The sequence below is a fragment of the Bradyrhizobium sp. USDA 4454 genome (assembly GCF_054822705.1).
In genome coordinates this window covers 1052037-1069581 of the sequence record NZ_JBTRCN010000001.1, presented here as the reverse complement: position 1 = coordinate 1069581, position 17545 = coordinate 1052037, and the positions used below count along the sequence as shown (strand labels likewise).

Sequence of the window (17545 nt, the reverse complement as noted above, 5' to 3'; positions counted from 1 at the left end):
TGTTTACTACCTCACACTCCCCTTCCCTCCCGTTTGCCAACTTCGCAGCGCCACCCTGCAAGGCGCTCGGCCGGGTGTTGTCTCATCCATTCGGCCAGCTGCGGTGCGCCCATCAGACACGACTGCACCGATACGGCGGCGAAATCCGAGGTGGTAACGGTCCGATCGTAGCGATTTGCCGGTGAGGACAGACTGCAGAGCACCGCAATGATCTTGATCACGACAGGAGCTCCCCACCGGTGGTCGCATGAACCATTGGCGCCTTGTCGTTCTGCTCATCGAGGGGAGCAGCCGGCGGAAAGACGCTGTCATACATCGCGCGGGCTTCACGAATGAGCCGAATGCGCTCGCGCTCGGATTTTGAGACAAAACGAACAACCTCGCCCATGGCAGGCTCCTATTGCATTATATTTATCATTCCTTGTGCGATGTGGGGTCCTTGACCGCGGCTTTGAAGCCCTCGGGTAGTAACGAACGAACAAATGCGCGTGTTGTAGTCCGAATGTCGGAACGAGGCCGACTGAGATTGTCTACGAGAACGTAACCTCGCTGATGTCGATCGCTACCATCAGCATATCCAGTATTGGACGTCGGTCGGGGCCGCGCGTGTAGGCACGCCGCTTGCTCGGCAAGCGCATGCCGTTGGCCTCGGTGTATTCCAGCATCAGTTGCGCGGCAGGAAAGCCGCCGGCGATATTGACACTGTAGTCGTGGCGGCGAAGCTCAAGTTGCTCGTCGAAGAAGAAATCCTGAATCTGGCAATGCGTCTCGATCGAGCCGGGAAAATAGACACGCAACACCCGCCACGTCTCCTTGCCCTCCTGCCATGGCGCAGTCTCCTCGACACGGAAGCCATCCATCGCAAAGGCAAAGGGCGTCGCGAGATAGGTCCACAGTGCTTTGCCGTTGAAATAGGCGCGGTGCAGGGGATCCCAGGGCGTGTGCATCTGGTGCCCGGCAAATGAATCCCTGGGCATGCGCCGCTCGGCAACGGCCGTTCCGTCGAGCTTCTCGATGGCGATGCGGTCCGGGGTGAACATCGTGCGCTGATCGGCCGCGCCATAAGGCGTGACGGACGATCGCTCCTCGTGCAGCCATACAGTCATGCGGCGCGGATTCGCGTCCTGCAGGACGCCTTTCAAGGCAAAGAAGCCGCCGCCACTGACAATCGTAGCCTCAACCTTGTTGTAGCTACGCCAGCGTTCCAGACCGCCGTGGGCGTTGAGAACTTTCGTGAGTAACTCGTTCGTGGCTTTCCTTTCCAATCTTCAAGAACGAATTTCGAAACGATCGCGCGTGCGCGTATACCAGCCGCCTTCCATGCGACCGATCAGGTCAAGCTTTTCGGCATCGACGTGCTGGCGCGCCGCGTTGGTCACAGCCTCGTCCTTGACATGCACCATCAGGATCCTGCCGAGCACCAGGCTGAAGCTGCCGAGCGCGATTTCCTGCATGAAGGTGCACTCCATCGAGACCGGCGCATCCGCGATACGGGGAACGCCGACCCGTATCGAGGGGGCCCGCGACAGTTCCGCCTCTTTCAGCTCCTCGACGCCTCTTGGAAAGGCAATTGACGTGACGCGCATCTGCTCGGCCAGTGCGAACGGCACCAGATTGACGACGAACTGCTCGTTGCTGCGAATATTGGCGCGCGTGTCCTTTGGCTCAGCCGGTCCCTTGCTGCCAATGCCAATACCGACGGTCGCGGGGTCGCTGCCGAAGACATTGAAGAATGAGAACGGCGCGGCGTTGATGGCCCCGGCAGCATCACCGTGGTCACCCATGCGATCGGCCGCGGCAAAACTGTCGCCAGCAGCAATTTGTAGCGCTCGGGCGCGCCCATCCTTTCGAAATCGAATTCCACAGCTTCTCCAATCCTCAGCTTGCGTGGCCGATCCAGTAGGAGCTAAAGCGCGATGGGATCAGATTGAATCACGGTCGCGCGTTGGCTCCTTGGTTACACATAAGCCGTCAGCTTTGCGGCTTGCTGCCGAGAAGCTGCTTGTGCACCGTCAAGACCTGGATCTGACTGGCCGAGGCAGGCATGCCACCCAGCGTCAGCGCGGGGACGGAGGGAGCCTCCTCAACATGCCCCGCGTTCATCACGCAACCTGGTGCGCGGTGATCGGGAAGCCTGTTGATTCAGTTTTCGGGGAATTCCAGCCGCCCGCTTAGGGTCAGCCACCAACAAAGGACTTGCGGAAATCTGGACTAAGATCCAGCTCGATCTGAACCACCGAACCGGCTGGCGACCCAATTTCTACTTTAAGCTCCCCTGCCGTCCTGTTTGCCGATCACGCAGCGCCATGCCGCGAGACGCTCGGCCGGATGCTGCGTCATCCAGTCGGCAAGCTGCGGCGCGCCCATCAAGCATGACTGCACCGAGACGTTGGCGAAATCCGACGTGGTGACGATCTGCTCGTGGCAATTCGCCGGAGAAGACAGGCTGCAAAGCACCGCAATGATCTTGATCACGAGACAACTCCGGCATTGATGTTGCTGATTGCTTGACCCATCGGCGGCTTCTTGTCCTGCTTGCTGACGGGAGCCGACGGGATGACGCTGTCGCTAATCACGCAAGGTTCATGAATCAGGCGGCTTCGTTCGCGCCCAGACGCTTGGATAAATCGAAAGAATTCTTCCATCTTCAACCTCTTCTGAATTGCGCGCCGCCTGCCACCGCACGATCGGGCCGATCGGCGTAGATGTAGAGCGGATGCGCGGTCCCCTCCGCCACTTCGCGCGAGATCACGACTTGCTCGACGCCTTCGAGGCCCGGCAGATCGAACATGGTCTCGAGCAGGATGCTTTCGAGGATCGAGCGCAGGCCGCGCGCGCCGGTCCTGCGTTCGATCGCTTTGCGCGCAACCGCGCCAAGTGCCTCGTCTGCGAAGGTCAGTTCGATGTTCTCCATCTTGAACAGGCGCTGGTATTGTTTCACCAGCGCGTTCTTCGGATCGGTGAGGATCTTCTTCAGCGAGGTCTCGTCCAGGTCCTCGAGCGTAGCGACCACCGGCAGGCGGCCGACGAATTCGGGGATCAGCCCGTACTTCGAGAGGTCCTCTGGTTCCACATGGCGGAAGATCTCACCGCTGCGGCGGTCTTCCGGTGCGAGTACCTGGGCTCCGAAGCCGATCGAGGTCGACCGGCCGCGCGCCGAGATGATCTTTTCCAGACCTGCGAAGGCGCCGCCGCAGATGAACAAGATGTTGGTGGTGTCGACCTGCAGAAGCTCCTGCTCCGGATGCTTGCGGCCGCCCTTCGGCGGAACTGAAGCGACCGTGCCTTCGATGATCTTGAGGAGCGCCTGCTGCACGCCCTCGCCTGATACGTCGCGAGTGATCGACGGATTCTCGGACTTACGGCTGATCTTGTCGATTTCGTCGATATAGACGATGCCGCGCTGGGCACGCTCAACGTCGTAGTCGGCGGCCTGCAACAGCTTCAGGATAATGCTCTCGACGTCCTCGCCGACATAGCCCGCCTCGGTCAGCGTGGTGGCATCCGCCATCGTGAAGGGCACGTCGAGGATGCGGGCGAGCGTCTGCGCGAGCAGCGTCTTGCCCGCACCTGTCGGCCCGATCAGCAGGATGTTCGATTTCGCGAGTTCGACGTCGTTGTGCTTGGTCTGGTGGTTGAGCCGCTTGTAGTGATTGTGGACAGCGACCGAGAGGACCTTCTTCGCGTGGCTCTGACCGATCACATAGTCGTCGAGGACCTTGCAGATATCCTTCGGGGTCGGAACGCCGTCAGGCGACTCTACCGGCGAGGACCTGTTCTCCTCGCGGATCATGTCCACGCAGAGTTCGACGCATTCGTCGCAGATGAACGCCGTCGGCCCTGCGATGACCTTGCGGACCTCGTGCTGGCTCTTGCCGCAGAAGGAGCAGTACAGCGCATTTTGCGTAAGTGAATGAACTGCCATAGCGACCTCAATGCGACTTGCCGAGCACGAAAGTGAAGGGAACAACAAACAGTTCACCGCCCTGCTCGTCGCTGACATGCAAGGCCCAGTCACGCCAATCCTCGAGGCTGCGCTCGTCGATCAAGGATCGCACGATGCGGGTCGCATGATCGCACGCCTCAGCGAGATCATCCACCAAGGCGCCGCGACGATCGACGAACACCTTCTTCGTGTTCGAGCAATGGAAGTAGACCTGGGTCACGTTCAGTCTCCTTTGGATCGAATGGGGAGTAGCGAGAGGCAAGCGTCGCTCGTGTCCTCAAAGAGGCAGCGCGAGGTAGACAGCGGCGAGGCCACGAATATTTGGAACCACATCCAGGTGGCCATGAGCGGAAACAGGATCATCTGCGCACCTCCTGAGTTGCCATTGGCCACGAATATTGAGGCTCAGCTGCCGCACTTCGTCGCCAACAGGTCGTTGAAAGCGTTGATCACGGAATCGAGCGCGGCCAGGACCCGCGCGCCATCGACGCGGTTGGCTGCCATTTGCCGCAACATCACCGACTCGTAGAATGAAGCGGCGTAGGTCCGACAGCTCTTGTCTTTCTCTTCGGGATTGGCCGGCTGGCTCTGCACGGTCGGCCGGCGCTTGCAAAAGGCATCGACGTCCTTGCTCGAGGTACAGTCAGCCGCAAGCGAGGGGGCCGCAGATGCGATGATCGCGGCGGAAGCGATGAGAACGGCTAATCTCCTCATGACCGAACTCCGCAAGGGGAATTGTTACGAGGAGAGTTACAGTTCCTTAGGCGATCTTCCATTGCACGCGGGTCGTTCCAGGTACGGCTGTGGTTGCATCAACTGAACCTTGGCTTACCGAGCGACGCTGTATGGATGCAACGGCCTACCTTCGTTCGAGGTGACACGAGTTGACGCAGTCAGCCTGCGCGCTAGCGAACACGCTGACCGCGTTGAAGTTGTCGTGTAGACTCACGCCGGGTTTGGAATGCAGCCCGGCCGGGCCGAGGCTCTACCGATCAATCCGAAAAAGCTCGTTTCGAGTTTGGCGCGGGCTCTTTGCAAGAGCGTTGCGCCTTCGCCATCCGTGCCGTCCCGAATCGTCACGGTTGCTGTCAGACCCGACACCAGCGGCACGCCGGTCGGGACGTGATCAATTGCGATCCGGACCGGTACCCGCTGTGCCAGGCGTACCCAGGTGTAGACCGGATCGACATTGGGCAAGCCCTGCGTGGCAGCGGCTGCGTTGGAGACGCTGACCCCACGCGTCACCGTTGCGATATGGCCTGTAATCGGCGCCGAATAGCCCATCAGCTTGGCCTCGGCACGGTCACCCACGCACAGCCGCGCCAGCTTGGTTTCCTCGAAATAGCCGTCGACCCAATAGCTGTCCGTGTCGATGATGGAGACGTTTGCGACACCAAGATGAGCGTAGTCACCCTCCCGGAGCAGGAGATTGGTGACGATCCCATTCACCGGACTGCGCACTTCGGTACGCTGCAGGTTGATCTCCGCCTGCGCAACCTGCTGCTCGGCCGATTCGACAGCCGCCTTTGCCTGGAGCGCGTTTCCCTCATAGACCTGCTTCTGCTCGGTGGACGCAGCCAAATCAGACAGGCGGCTCCGCCGCTCGGACTGCAATGCCTTCACGCTCAGATCCGCCGTCTTCTGCTGGAGGGCCGCCTTGTTCGTGCGCAGCGCCACCTCGAAATCAAAGGAGTCGACGACGTACAGAACGTCACCCTTATGAACAAATTGGTTGTCGACGACTCGCAGCTGCTTGATTCTCCCGGAGATCTCCGGCGCAACACTCGCCACCTGCACGCGCAGCCGCCCATCGCGCGTCCACGGTCCGGCGTTATACTGGTCCCAGGACACGAGCGCAGCCAGCACCGCAGTGGCGGCGATTCCGACGGTTGCCAGCTTGCGCAGCCGCCCGGCTCGCGCGCCATCGTTTCGGAGTGGCGGCGTCGATTTCACTGGAGCCGGTGCGGTCGGCTCATCATCGGTGTGACCGTCCGACACCCTCAGCGCCGGTTGGTCGACCAGGCTCACTCGACGAACCGATTCCTCGGCTGCACTCGGCAAAGCGGCATTTGCCGGTATCTCACGAACAGTCACATCATGAACGACCGCATCCATGGCGCCCTCCTCTAGACCAACAGAATCAACAGGCCGAGAACCGTCACAAACAGGCTCATCTCGGCGACCGCAGCGTGGCTGAACATCTTCGCAAAGCCGACGGCATGCAGGAGGGGCCGAAGCGCGAGGATCATGATCAGAGCTACCGCGAGGTAAATTACAAACGGAGCGAACAGGACGCCTCCGATTACCAGCTCTGCAAAGGTCTGTGCCATCAGGTTACCTCTGATAAATTGAGATTTTGGTCGCGACGCCCATTCCGCTTCGAACCACCGCACGGGATTATTGCTAATTGGTCGAAACAAGAGACCATTTCGGCGAGCGCCTCACTGTCCTCTGCGCCGCCGGCGGAAAGAAACTGCCCAAGCCGTGAGGCATCCCGGAACATTACCTCTTCCGGCGCTTCCCCATTTTTGAAAGACGGCTCATGCAGCTCGCTGCGGGCTTCCGCCAGAAGCTGCATCTTTCGTTTGTCATCGGATAAGGGAGGAATCAGTATTTGCGTTGCAAGCAGCAACGCGGCCGCCGCGACAATAAACACGGACGTAAAGAGGAAGGCTTGCGGATTGTAGGTCTGCGGATTACTCGGCGCCAGGAGGAGCATGGTGAAGGGTAGAATGGTGCGACCGAGTGAGGACCATAGAAGATTGCCGGAGGCGATGAGGAGCGCCGGGCCGATCACAAAGGGGGCAAGACAGATGGCCAGCAGAGGAAAGTCATCGGCGCCATTGAGGATGAAGAACTCGAGTATGCCGGTCAGCACAATTGCGATGGGCGCAGCAACAAGCACGATCGCCGTGAACCCGCGTGGTTTCGGAGTTGTGGCCCCCAATCCGACCATCAGTGCCACGAACGACAGCGAAACGCTCGCGGCAGGCCACGCGGCCCACACGTAGAACGCCGAGGTGATGGCGAGCCATAGAGCGGCGCGGACGGCGCTCTCGGCTGCAATTCGATAGGAGCGATACAGGGGTGCGCGCCACAATCGCCGCGGCCACGTCACCGAACCCAAGGCGAGCAGGTCTTGTGAGACTTGTTCGTCCCGTAGAAGTACCTCACTCCGTGCCAGGATTTCGGTTTCAGCGTCACCGCCGCGGGCACGACCGCTGCTCAGGCTCCGAGCAGCCTGCAATTCGGCGATGAGCGAGACCGCGGTGCTGCGGGCAGCCGCACTCCCTATCGACCCGCCGCTCGACTCCGGAGCTACGCTCGCGATTTCCGGCCGCAGCGCCACAATCTCCCGCAGCAGCATCAGGAATGTCGTCGAGTCGCCTGGTTCGCCACGGAGCGCAGCGCTGGCATAGTGGCGAACGCGGCGATGGATCGCCGCGAGCTGGGTGACCAGATGCGACCGGCGATCGGGCGCAAACGTGAATGTATTCACCACTGCGATCGAGAGAACGCCGATCGCGATCGCGGCGCCACGCGCCATACCGGATTCGAAGACGTGCTGCGGGTTGTCGAGCTGCTGTGTCGCAATAAATGCGACTGTATAGCCGGACAGCACCGCCGCATAAGCCCGATAGCCATCCAGGAGCTTTGCCGCGAAGACGCAGACACCAAGCCAGACCGCAAACGCAGCGAGGATCAGATCCCTCGCCTGCGAGAAGAGACCGGTGATTGCGATTGACGCTGTCACGCCCACGACAGTGGCGAGCAGACGCCAACCCGCCTTGTCCAACGCCTGACCGCGGGTTGGTTCGGCGAGAATGGCAACCGTAAGGGCGGCCGTCGTCGGCGATTCAAGCTGTAGCCAAAAGCTCACGAACAGCGCCAGGATCGAGGCCAGCCAAACACGGATGGCGAAGCTCCAAGAGCCGACAGGTATCTTCGCTATGGTGAGCGGCTGTTCTGTTGTCGTCGCGACCACGGTTTGATCTCTACAATGCTTCACCAGTCGCGCTCAGCTCTCGTGTTCCAGCACGTCGACCCTGCCGACGAAGCAGTAGCCACGTCCGGGAATGTTGACGATGAACCGGTGCCCATCGCGGCCATCACGCAGCGCACGACGCAGCGCGGACATATGGACCGTGAGGTTCGCTGGCTCGACAAAGACATTGGGCCAGACCCGCGCCATCAAGTCCTGCTTGCTGACCAGTTCACCGCGGCGCTCGAGCAAGGCGATCAGGATCTCCAGGGCGCGACTTCCGAGGCAGACGGGCTTATCGCCTTCCAGGAGAAGAAGCTGGGTCGGATGCAGCCGGAACGGTCCGAAAGAAACGTCCGCTGAGGTGACTCCGGCCGATCCGACTCGCTGCGGGACGAATGGTCTGTTCGGAACCGGTCCCTGAACCGTGTGCCCGGCGTCGAGCCTCGGTTCAGGATGAAATTGCTCCAGGCGGCCGAAAGCTGAAATCGATCGCATCGTGACCTCGCGTGCTTTTGCAGGGCTAATCCCCGCAAAGGTGCCAGTGGCCCGCAATCTGATGATTTGGAGAGCCGCGAGCTATTCCACGCTGGTCGCGCGCAATGACAGATTTGGTTGCATTAGCTAAACCTAGATTTACAGGCTGCGCGAGGGAGCAGGCCATCGATGACGAGTGCTGTGGCACGATCAAGACACGCGAAAACCCGAGGCTTAGCACGCGCCCTGCATGGCACTTCGTGATCGATAAACCAACGTATAACTGGCTGTGTCTAGATCACTAGCGCGAACTGCCCTCGGTACAGTCGCGCCATACCCGCGTGCAATGGTGCGGGGCATCGCTCTGCTGTAACGATCCATCCGATGCGGATCACCAATGCATAGTGGGCCGCTCTTTATTGCTCCGGCACCCACGCCGGAATCGCAGCGGAACCGGACCCACGAGCCGGCAGTTGCAAGAAGAGGTCGGCGGCGTAACGCCCGTCGGCCTTTTCTGTTGGTTGCCTGGAGATAAGCGACTGCGGATCCGCGCGTGCGAATGGCACGCAGCAAAGTGACCACTCAAGCGCGCTGCGTCGTGTCGGGCACCAGCTTGAGCTTGTCGGCCATCCGGCCGAGCTCGGGAAGAGAACCGGCCTGCATCTTCTGCATCGCCCTGCTCCGATGCACCTTCACGGTGGCTTCGGCGATGCCGATATCGTGGGCGATCTGTTTGCTCAGGCGGCCTCGCGCGACTTGAATCACGATTTCGCGTTCCCTGGGACTCAATGAAGCGAAACGCTCCCTCAAGGCAACCAGATCCTTCTCACTTTCACGCCGTTCACGATCGCGAGAAAGCCCGAGTTGAATGGCATCGAGGAGATCCTGGTCGCGGTACGGCTTGGTCAGGAACTCGATGGCCCCCCGTTTCATGGCCTGCACGGACATCGGTATGTCGCCGTGCCCCGTAACGAAGATGATCGGGATATCCCGATTTGACGCAGCGAGCTCTCGCTGAAGATCGAGGCCGCTTTGGCCCGGCATTCTGATGTCGAGCACCAGACAGGTGGGCCCATCCGGTCGATTGGACTTCAGGAAGTCGGGAATGGAGGCAAATAGCTGAACGTCGATGCCGAGCGATCGCAACAGCCGCCCGACCGACGCGCGGAGGTCCGGATCGTCGTCGATGACCAATACGGTGGAATCTGCGCCACGCATCGCTGCTGCTCGGGAGGCCGCGAGACTTTCGCCTTCATCTTGGACCGCGACCAGATTGCGCATTTCTAGTCCTAATCCCGGAGCCTGAACAGTCCCATTTTTCCAGAGGATGCGCGCGGGGCATACACCAAAGTTTACGCAGGACCGACGCAGCTGGCCTCGCCCAACGCTGGTCGGCCTGCCCGGCCATCTACGGTTCGTCCGATAGCTGATGAGCAACACTGACCCATCAACTCATGCGCTCCACGCGCGTGCAACATCATTGGCCAATCGAGCCGACGCTTTGTCTGCATCATCGCGCGAAGCCTTCGCGGCTCGCCGCTCATAGTCGTCGGCAAGCGCCTTGAGCTGACCCGCAACCGCTCGATCAGTCATGGTTTTGGCGGTGCGAAGCAAAGTCTCCGCCGTTTTCAAATACTGCCTGCCTCGGGCTGAGATCTGGAGCGTCATGAGGCCCTCACACGGCTTTCGAGCGACTGGTCGGAGGTGACTCGGAGCCAGCCCATCCAGTTTCCGTCACTTTGGCGACGGCTCTTGAGGCGATCGACACAGTTCCGGGAGCAAAGCTGGGTTCGCCACGAATAATGTCGGACGAGACCGAACTTGCCATCACAGACGGCGCATCGTGTGACCCTGCGAGACCCGTGAGTTTCCATGCGGTAAGACATTGTTCTCTCCTCTTGGCCCCTGCGCATTCCGGACGTATGCACATTAGGAGGATCGTCACCGACGCCTCAATTGACCGCGAGTCGATATGGGCCCTCCAAGGGGAGCAGGACGGCGATACGAAGGCTTATAAGGCTCCGCCATGACCTGAGATCGGCGCGCATGACCCCGGCGACCAAGTCCGTTCAGGGGCAATTTCCATGAGAAGCTACGACTGCCGGGCTTGGCAATTGGTTGTCGAGATAAGCCAAAGTTTATGGGGCGCCAGCGTCGCATTGGTGTCATTCTTGACGCAAGTCAAGCAATCCCACGCGGGGTTGCGGCAATGTTAGGCTGCCCGCAGGATGGGTCCCGCGAATGGCCAAAGGCGGAATGATGAAAAAGGTATTGGTTTCGGTCGTCGATGATGATCGATTCTTTCGTGAGTCCATGTGCAGGCTCATGAGATCGCTAGGCCATACAGTCGACGTTTTCTCGTCGGCAGCCGAATTTCTCGCCTCCCCTCGCCTTGCCGAAACAGCTTGCCTGATCGCCGACATCCATATGCCTGCCATGACCGGGCTCGAGCTCCGCCGCCGGCTCATCGATATGGGACGCGCGATTCCGACTATCCTCGTGACGGCGTTTCCCAATGACGTTGACCGGGCTCGCGCGCTAGAAGATGGCGCCATGTGCTACCTGCGCAAGCCGTTGGACGAAGAGCATCTCACACGATGCGTTCGCGAAGCTCTCACACTCGCCGGCTCGCCTGAAGAGAAGCCGTGAGCTCTCCTTCGGCATCGGGCAAGATGAACTGAAATACAGCGCCGCGAGGCTCGTTAGCTTCGACCCACAACTTGCCTCCGTGCGCGTGGATGATGGACCGGCAGATCGACAACCCCATGCCCGTTCCACTGGATTTGGTGGTATAGAAGGCATCGAAGACCCGATCGAGATGCGCCGGATCAATGCCAGGCCCGGAATCGCGTACGCCCACAAGGGCGCCTGCTCGGTCCTGCTCGGTGCTGATCAACAGCTCTCTTGCTCCCGCTTCAACTGAGCTCATTGCTTCAGCCGCATTCAGAATCAGATTCAGCATGACTTGTTGCAGCTGAATTCGATCCCCCAGAACCGGAGCCAATCCCTCCGCAAGCCGAGCCTGGACCGAAACGCCATTCCTGACAGTCACGCTTTGCCCCAATGTGATCACCTCCCTAATCGCGGCGTTGAGATCGAACCGCTCCTTTCGCGGCGGGGCTTTCTTGATTTGCTCTCGGATGCGATCGATGATCTCCGCGGATCGATCCGCATCCGCAACCACACAGGAGAGGGCTTCCTGGACCTCGCCCAGGTCCGGCGGCTGCATCTTCAGGAAATTCTGGGCCGCCCGAGCGTTGTTGCGAGCGCTGGCGATCGGTTGTGCGATCTCGTGAGAGAGCGAAGCCGCCAGTTCTCCCATCACGCTCACGCGGTTCATGTGCGCGAGATCCGACTGCATCTGCTGCAACCGCGCCAGCGCTTGTGTCCGATCCTCGATGTCAGTAGACGACCCGTACCATTTGACAATGTTACCCAACTCATCCCTCAGCGGCACGCCGCGGAACAAAAACCGGCGATATTCACCATCGAAGCGGCGAAGTCGGGCTTCAAGCTCGCCGGGCATGCCAGATTCCCGTATTGCAGTCCATTTCTGCAACATGCCCTTCTTGTCTTCCGGATGAAAGGCGCGAGGCCAGCCGGTTTCGGCCTGGTCCAATTTGAGGCCGGTGTAGTCGAGGGCCGGTTGATTGAGGAAATCGGGAATCCCGTCCGGGCTGGCGCGCCAGACCAATGCTGGAATTGTGTCGACGACCAGTCGAAGGCGATCTTCTGACTTCTTGATTTCGTCGAAGGCCTTTTGCAGCGCCTCGTTTGCGAGGTGCTGCTCGGTAACATCGACATGCGTACTAACCACTTCGACTACCTCGCCGTCCGTTCCGAGCAAGGGATGCCCCACGGAATGTACGTACTTGATCGATCCGTCCGGAAGTGCAATGCGAAAATCGACCTCGCGGCCTGCTTTCTCTTGAACCGCCTGCTGCGCCATTTCGATGACCCGCTCTCTGTCGTCGGGAAGAATGCGATCATAGAAGGGCTGGGGTGATCCTATGTCCTTCTTCGGATCGAACCCGAAAAGGCGGTATACTTCGGACGATAAATACACGAACTCACGACGGCGCACGTCCAAGGCCCAGCTGCTGGTATGACTCAAGCGTTGGGCTTCAGCCAAATAGGCTTCGCTGCGTCGCAGCGCCTCCTCCGCCCGCTTGCGCTCGGTCAGATCGAGCACGAACGCAACGCCCTCGTTGCCTCCTTCCTTGAGCATCGTGGCAGCACCAACAAGCACGGGAACGCGGCTGCCATCTTTCCGGAAATATTCTTTCTCGAAGGGCTGAGCGAGCCCGGTCGAGATCAATTCTGCCCAGCGACGTTTATCGACTTCGCGCCATTCCGGCGGGGTCAGCTCGGTCAAGCTCGCTCTGCCCAAGGCCAAGTCTACACGATCATATCCCAGCATACGTAGAAATGCGTCATTGGCTTCAAGAATTCGACGTTCACGGTCAACAATGATTATCCCGATGATGTTGGAGTCGACAAGACTCCGAATCTTCTGTTCGCGATTCGCAAGATCATGGTAGAGCCGCGCGTTTTCGAGCGAGATTGCCGCCTGCGACGCCAGTACCTTCAATAGAGCAACACGGTTTGGCGTGAAAACGTTCGGCGTTAGACTGTTCTCAAGGTAGAGTATCGCTGTGAGCTTTCCCTGATTGATCAGCGGCAAGCAGAGAATAGAACGGACGCGACTCTGAAGAATATAGCGATCGGCAGAAAATTCATTCTGAGATGACGCATCGTCGAGAATCACAGTCTCATGGGTGCGCGTTCCATAACGCACCAACGACTCCGGTAACGCGGCTGTGCTGTAGGATCCGTCCCGCAGACGCACGATTACATTGTCTCCACCAGCGATTGCTTCCGCTTCTATCTGCAGCACATCTCCTTGCGGAACGATCAAGAGACCTCGCTCGGCGCCGGCGTGCCCGATGGCCGCTCGCAACAGCCTGTCGATAAGCTTTTCGAGAACCATCTCGCCGGAGAGTGCCTGCGAGGCTTCAATCATTGTCGCGAGATCGAGATGTTCGACCGGCGCTTCGATCGTGCCCGCTGGCCCCGGCGCGCGTCCGTCCTGCCTCAGCCGCGGATGGAGCTGATCGAGTTGCCGCACCTTTCCGTCGGCACCCCATCGCAGATAACTCCGCCGCGCGTTTCCCAGGTACAGATGCGCGACTTCCTCGAAGCCGCGCGCCAAGTAAAAGCGCCCGGCCAGTTCATAGGCGATCGCCTCATTGTGGACAAATCCATTGGTTCGCGCCGAGCGGATAGCCTGTTCATACAATTGCTCGGCATCGAGCGTGCGGTCTTCGATCCTGGCAATCTCGGCGCCCACCAGCGCGGCGCGGTTCTCGAAATTTTCCGGGCAATTCGCCTCCCATGCGCGGAGCTGCCGGTGATGAGCAGTCAGTGCATCGAGATGCGGCTGCCGCTCCTCGGCAGGAGCGGTGTCGCAAAATGCGGCGCGGGAGAGCGCCGCGTAGAACTGATATTCCGCGCCTTCCCAGTACGAAGTGGCGGTCCACACCAGCGGTTGTACCCTGGACAGTGCGTCAACGGCCGCGGCGTAGTCTCCCGCAAAAAAACTCGCCTGCAGCTTCTGAATACAATACCAGCACGTGGCAAGCGCAAGATTCGGATTGCTGAATAACCGCTGCGCTACTTGATCTTCGTCGAATTCGTCGCAGTCCATTGAACCGAATGCTCGCGTCAACCCGCGTAACATTTTGACCAGCGCAAGCTGGGAAGCGATAACATCAATCCCCCATCCCATCCGCGTCCTCTGCATAAACGCGTGACCACCCTCGACCGCTCGCTGCACCTCAATGAGCGGATCTCCAGCCGCCAGCATGTGGCTGACCAACTGGCTCCGGCTGTATGCCCCGATAGTGAGATCGCCGATTTGATCGGCCGACGTCACCGCGCGACGCAGCAGATCGCGTCCGGACTTCACATGTTTCGTCCAGGGTGCGACCAGGCCGAAGATCTGATAGGTCGTGGCCTGGAAGCGCGTTAATTCGTAACCTTCGCACAGTTCATAGCCAAGCTGGGCTAAGCGATACCCCGCCTCGTAATCGCCAAACGAAGGGCCGGCGAGCATGCCAACTCGAATATAGGCGACGCAAGAAGCGTCGCAGTTCCCATGCTCGATACTTAGATTGACGCCGCGGCAGGCCGCCAATGAATAGAGATTTATATCCGTGAATCGCGCGGGGGCCCCTAGCCTTACCAAAACATCGAAGGTAGCGCGGGATGAAGGATCGCTCACCAGCGGCAGTTTGATCAGATCCTCGATCGAGCGCTCGCCGAGCTGCGACCACATCAGGTCATACTCGCGCAGGGTCTCCTCTTTCGTTGGATGTGCCGACCATTCGATGCCCAGCTGGCGGAAATACTCCAGAGCCACGGCGACCGCGTCGCTGTTCCTGCCGAACATCGTATGCACGTCCATGCGTAAGCACGCGACGGTCGCACGTTCGACGGAGTTGGCGGCACGCGTTGCAAGCACGGCGAGACGCTCATTCGCTGCGTTCAACTCGCCGGTCAGAAATTCGCATTCCGCTCGGAGCAGCTCCAGTGCGAGAATGAGCTCGTGCTGGCGCTCCCAGCAGTCGTTCGTCAGCAGCGCCACGCCCGCGGTGCTATATTTGAGCGCCGAGGCATAGGCGGTGGACGACCTGGCGCGCTGCCCTGCGCGCAGGTTAAGCTCGGCGAGTTGCTCACGCTCGTCTCGCGAAACGATCAGTGCGGCGCCGCGGTCGAGCTGATTGACGATCTCGAAAATCGCCTCCGCTCGCTTAGATGTGTCTGCCGCGAGCAGCCAGCCGATCCGCAGATGCATCTCGGGGCGTAGATCCACGGGAATGAGCGAGTAGACAGCCTCCTGGACCCGGTCATGAAGAAAGCGGTAGGACCGTTCGGTACGGAAAACGAGCCCGGCACGGACCGATTCCCATAGCCGCTCATGCATCTCTTCTTGCGACAGCCGGGAAACCATGCCGAGGAGATCGAACTCCGCGGTGTTGCCGATGCACGCCAGCAGCTGCAACGCTTGCTGCGTTTCGACGGGAAGCCGCGCCAATTTGTCAACCATTAGGTCGACCACATTGTCAGTGTGGCCCTTCGCGCGGATGCTGTTGATGTCCCAGGACCACGCGCGCTCGTCATAGTTGAATGTCAGCAGATCCTCGTCGACAAGCGAAGAGATGAATTGAATGGCAAAAAATGGATTGCCTGCCGTCTTGTGATGGATCAATTCCGCCAATGCTGCGGCATCTTCCGCTCCGCGGCGAAAACAATCGACGATCAGCTCTGCCAGATCGTCACGTGCGAGCGGCGCAAGCACGATCTGTTGAACGGGTGCTCCGGCTTTCCGGATCTCCTCCAGCTTGCGCATCAGCGGATGCGCCGCAGTGACTTCATTATCGCGGTAGGCGCCGATAAGGAGAAGATTGTGGAGGTCGGACCGGGTCACCAGGTGTTCGAGCAAGTCGAGCGTTGCCGCGTCGAGCCACTGCAAGTCATCGAGGAAGAGCGCCAGGGGATGTTCCGGCCGAGCGAAAACGCCTATAAACTGCCGAAGCACACGCTGGAAGCGCCGTTGCGTGTCCTGCGGCGGAAGCTCGGGCACCGGCGGGGGCTCTCCGATGAGGAGCTTCAGTTCAGGAACGAGATCCAGCATCAGTCCCGCGTTCGGTCCCAGCGTCTCCCTTAATGCATCGCGCCAAGGCGCAAGGTCCTCTTCACTCTTGCCCAGCAGCGGCCGGGTCAGGCTCTGAAGGGCCTGGATCAACGTCGCGTAGGGAATGTCCCGTTTGTACTGATCGAACTTGCCGGAAGCGAACAGGCCGCGCGGCGGCACCAGCACGGGCTGCAACTCGTTGACCACAGAGGATTTACCAATGCCGGAATAGCCCGAGACCAGGACCAGTTCGGGAGCGCCGCCGTTGACGACCCGATCGAAGGCAGCGAGCAAAATGTCGACCTCGCGTCGCCGCCCGTAGAGTTTCTCTGGAATCAGGAGGCGGTCGGACGTGTCGTGCTCGCCGAGGGGAAAATCATCGATCTGGCGCTGCGCTGCCCACTCGGTCTGGCAGTTGCGAAGGTCGCTTTCCAGGCCGGCCGTCGTTTGATAGCGATCTTCCGCCCGCTTCGCGAGCAGCTTCATGACGATGGCTGAGACAGCGACCGGAATCTCTTTCAGCCGCTCAGCAGGCGGCACCGGTAGCTTGGCGAGATGGCAATGCACCCAGTCCATCGGCTCCGCAGCGGCAAACGGAAGTCCACCGGTGAGCATTTGGTAGAAGGTGACGCCAAGCGCATAGAGGTCACTGCGGGAATCGATCGACCGATTCATTCGACCGGTCTGTTCGGGCGCCATGTAAGCGAGCGTGCCGGCGATCGTCTCGGGAGGATGAGGCGATTGACGTTCGCGTGCGAAGCGCGAGGCGATGCCGAACCCGGTCAGCCGCACCTGGCCAGTCGCCTCGTTGAACAGGATGTTGGCCGGCTTGATGTCTTTATGGACGAGCCCACGTTGGTGAAGCTTGCCCAGAGCCGATGAGATGGCGATGCCGAAGCGCAAGAAGCGCCCTACATTCATGGGCACGCCGAGCAACGTCTCGAGCGGCTCGCCGCTCGCATCGTCGAGCACCAGCTTAATTCGATTGGCCTCGCGCACGAGCTCCAGCGGACGCACTGCCCACGCGGCCTCGAGTTCATCTCTTAGTTCGTATTCGTGCGTGAGACGATCGAGGCAAGAGCGGGACGGATGCTCGGTGGCGGGAGCGACGAACAACACGCCGTGGCGCTTGCCGTCTTCATCCATTCGCCAACCGCGGTGAAAGACGCGTTCGCTGTCCCTCCACAAAACCTGAGCGTCACCGTCCGAATACGCGACATTCAGCGAATGCGGCACCATGTGAGCCTCCGGCGTTCGGCCAATCGAGCTTTACACCATGCGCGCGGCCGGTCTCTGGCCCCGCGAAAATCGTACCCGATCGGCTGAGAAATGCCAGCCGTCACTTGATGCCACCTGATCCAAATACGTCGAATCCGCTGGCTCCTTAGCAGCAATTTGCCGCGATTTGGCAGGCTTTACTCGCGACGGCGACACATGCGCGTCA

General features: G+C 60.1%; 17 protein-coding genes. 1 reads left to right on the top strand and 16 read right to left on the bottom strand.

Annotated elements, in window-relative coordinates; translation table 11 throughout:
• Window positions 1-11 precede the first annotated feature (11 nt).
• From ACVIW0_RS04930 to ACVIW0_RS04860, 15 genes are all read right to left on the bottom strand, one after another.
• Window positions 12-221, bottom strand: a complete 210-nt coding sequence (locus ACVIW0_RS04930; protein WP_461351313.1) for a hypothetical protein — start codon at window positions 219-221, stop codon at window positions 12-14.
• Window positions 218-388 (bottom strand): hypothetical protein, encoded by a 171-nt coding sequence (locus tag ACVIW0_RS04925; RefSeq protein WP_461351312.1) that lies wholly within the window; start codon window positions 386-388, stop codon window positions 218-220. Before ACVIW0_RS04925 ends, ACVIW0_RS04930 begins: the two co-directional genes overlap by 4 nt.
• A gap of 142 nt (window positions 389-530) precedes the next feature.
• Window positions 531-1265 carry a hypothetical protein gene (locus ACVIW0_RS04920; protein ID WP_461351311.1) on the bottom strand — a complete coding sequence of 245 codons (735 nt, stop codon included), beginning with the start codon at window positions 1263-1265 and terminating at the stop codon, window positions 531-533.
• A gap of 3 nt (window positions 1266-1268) precedes the next feature.
• Window positions 1269-1784, bottom strand: coding sequence for a flavin reductase family protein (locus ACVIW0_RS04915; RefSeq protein WP_461351310.1), 516 nt, complete (start codon window positions 1782-1784; stop codon window positions 1269-1271).
• Window positions 1785-2265: 481 nt separating this feature from the next.
• Window positions 2266-2475, bottom strand: coding sequence for a hypothetical protein (locus ACVIW0_RS04910; RefSeq protein WP_057020993.1), 210 nt, complete (start codon window positions 2473-2475; stop codon window positions 2266-2268).
• Complete coding sequence (locus tag ACVIW0_RS04905) at window positions 2472-2645, bottom strand: hypothetical protein (protein WP_461351309.1); 174 nt, start codon at window positions 2643-2645, stop codon at window positions 2472-2474. Before ACVIW0_RS04905 ends, ACVIW0_RS04910 begins: the two co-directional genes overlap by 4 nt.
• 2 nt (window positions 2646-2647) lie before the next feature.
• Window positions 2648-3925: an ATP-dependent Clp protease ATP-binding subunit ClpX gene (gene clpX, locus ACVIW0_RS04900; RefSeq protein ID WP_461351308.1), complete on the bottom strand. Its 1278-nt coding sequence runs from the start codon at window positions 3923-3925 to the stop codon at window positions 2648-2650.
• Between the two features lie 7 nt (window positions 3926-3932).
• Window positions 3933-4166 carry a DUF6894 family protein gene (locus tag ACVIW0_RS04895; protein WP_057020995.1) on the bottom strand — a complete coding sequence of 78 codons (234 nt, stop codon included), beginning with the start codon at window positions 4164-4166 and terminating at the stop codon, window positions 3933-3935.
• Window positions 4167-4351: 185 nt separating this feature from the next.
• Window positions 4352-4675 (bottom strand): hypothetical protein, encoded by a 324-nt coding sequence (locus ACVIW0_RS04890; RefSeq protein WP_461351307.1) that lies wholly within the window; start codon window positions 4673-4675, stop codon window positions 4352-4354.
• Window positions 4676-4891: 216 nt separating this feature from the next.
• Window positions 4892-6061, bottom strand: a complete 1170-nt coding sequence (locus ACVIW0_RS04885; protein WP_461351306.1) for an efflux RND transporter periplasmic adaptor subunit — start codon at window positions 6059-6061, stop codon at window positions 4892-4894.
• 11 nt (window positions 6062-6072) lie between these two features.
• Window positions 6073-6276 carry a DUF1656 domain-containing protein gene (locus ACVIW0_RS04880; RefSeq protein WP_461351305.1) on the bottom strand — a complete coding sequence of 68 codons (204 nt, stop codon included), beginning with the start codon at window positions 6274-6276 and terminating at the stop codon, window positions 6073-6075.
• The gene (locus ACVIW0_RS04875) at window positions 6276-7931 is read right to left on the bottom strand and encodes an FUSC family protein (protein WP_461351304.1); all 1656 of its coding nucleotides are present in this window, start codon (window positions 7929-7931) and stop codon (window positions 6276-6278) included. Before ACVIW0_RS04875 ends, ACVIW0_RS04880 begins: the two co-directional genes overlap by 1 nt.
• A gap of 33 nt (window positions 7932-7964) precedes the next feature.
• On the bottom strand, window positions 7965-8426 hold the full coding sequence (locus ACVIW0_RS04870) for a winged helix-turn-helix domain-containing protein (protein ID WP_461351303.1): 462 nt from the start codon (window positions 8424-8426) through the stop codon (window positions 7965-7967).
• 561 nt (window positions 8427-8987) lie between these two features.
• Window positions 8988-9623, bottom strand: a complete 636-nt coding sequence (locus ACVIW0_RS04865) for a response regulator transcription factor (RefSeq protein WP_461357243.1) — start codon at window positions 9621-9623, stop codon at window positions 8988-8990.
• 234 nt (window positions 9624-9857) lie between these two features.
• The gene (locus ACVIW0_RS04860) at window positions 9858-10073 is read right to left on the bottom strand and encodes a hypothetical protein (protein ID WP_461351302.1); all 216 of its coding nucleotides are present in this window, start codon (window positions 10071-10073) and stop codon (window positions 9858-9860) included.
• A 573-nt stretch (window positions 10074-10646) separates the two neighbouring features.
• On the opposite strand from ACVIW0_RS04860, the gene ACVIW0_RS04855 reads away from it, so the two are divergent.
• Window positions 10647-11054 (top strand): response regulator transcription factor, encoded by a 408-nt coding sequence (locus ACVIW0_RS04855; RefSeq protein WP_461351301.1) that lies wholly within the window; start codon window positions 10647-10649, stop codon window positions 11052-11054.
• Here the strand turns inward: ACVIW0_RS04855 and ACVIW0_RS04850 are convergent.
• Window positions 11020-17340, bottom strand: coding sequence for an AAA family ATPase (locus ACVIW0_RS04850; protein ID WP_461351300.1), 6321 nt, complete (start codon window positions 17338-17340; stop codon window positions 11020-11022). The two genes, ACVIW0_RS04855 and ACVIW0_RS04850, sit on opposite strands and share 35 nt — an antisense overlap.
• Window positions 17341-17545: the final 205 nt, after the last annotated feature.

Coding starts and splice junctions, on each gene's coding strand:
- ACVIW0_RS04850 (WP_461351300.1), bottom strand. CDS start 17,340: ATGGTGCCGCATTCGCTGAATGTCGCGTATTCGGACGGTGACGCTCAG.
- ACVIW0_RS04860 (WP_461351302.1), bottom strand. CDS start 10,073: ATGACGCTCCAGATCTCAGCCCGAGGCAGGCAGTATTTGAAAACGGCG.
- ACVIW0_RS04885 (WP_461351306.1), bottom strand. CDS start 6,061: ATGGATGCGGTCGTTCATGATGTGACTGTTCGTGAGATACCGGCAAAT.
- ACVIW0_RS04855 (WP_461351301.1), top strand. CDS start 10,647: ATGGCCAAAGGCGGAATGATGAAAAAGGTATTGGTTTCGGTCGTCGAT.
- ACVIW0_RS04880 (WP_461351305.1), bottom strand. CDS start 6,276: ATGGCACAGACCTTTGCAGAGCTGGTAATCGGAGGCGTCCTGTTCGCT.
- ACVIW0_RS04870 (WP_461351303.1), bottom strand. CDS start 8,426: ATGCGATCGATTTCAGCTTTCGGCCGCCTGGAGCAATTTCATCCTGAA.
- ACVIW0_RS04915 (WP_461351310.1), bottom strand. CDS start 1,784: ATGGGTGACCACGGTGATGCTGCCGGGGCCATCAACGCCGCGCCGTTC.
- ACVIW0_RS04925 (WP_461351312.1), bottom strand. CDS start 388: ATGGGCGAGGTTGTTCGTTTTGTCTCAAAATCCGAGCGCGAGCGCATT.
- clpX (WP_461351308.1), bottom strand. CDS start 3,925: ATGGCAGTTCATTCACTTACGCAAAATGCGCTGTACTGCTCCTTCTGC.
- ACVIW0_RS04865 (WP_461357243.1), bottom strand. CDS start 9,623: ATGCGTGGCGCAGATTCCACCGTATTGGTCATCGACGACGATCCGGAC.
- ACVIW0_RS04905 (WP_461351309.1), bottom strand. CDS start 2,645: ATGGAAGAATTCTTTCGATTTATCCAAGCGTCTGGGCGCGAACGAAGC.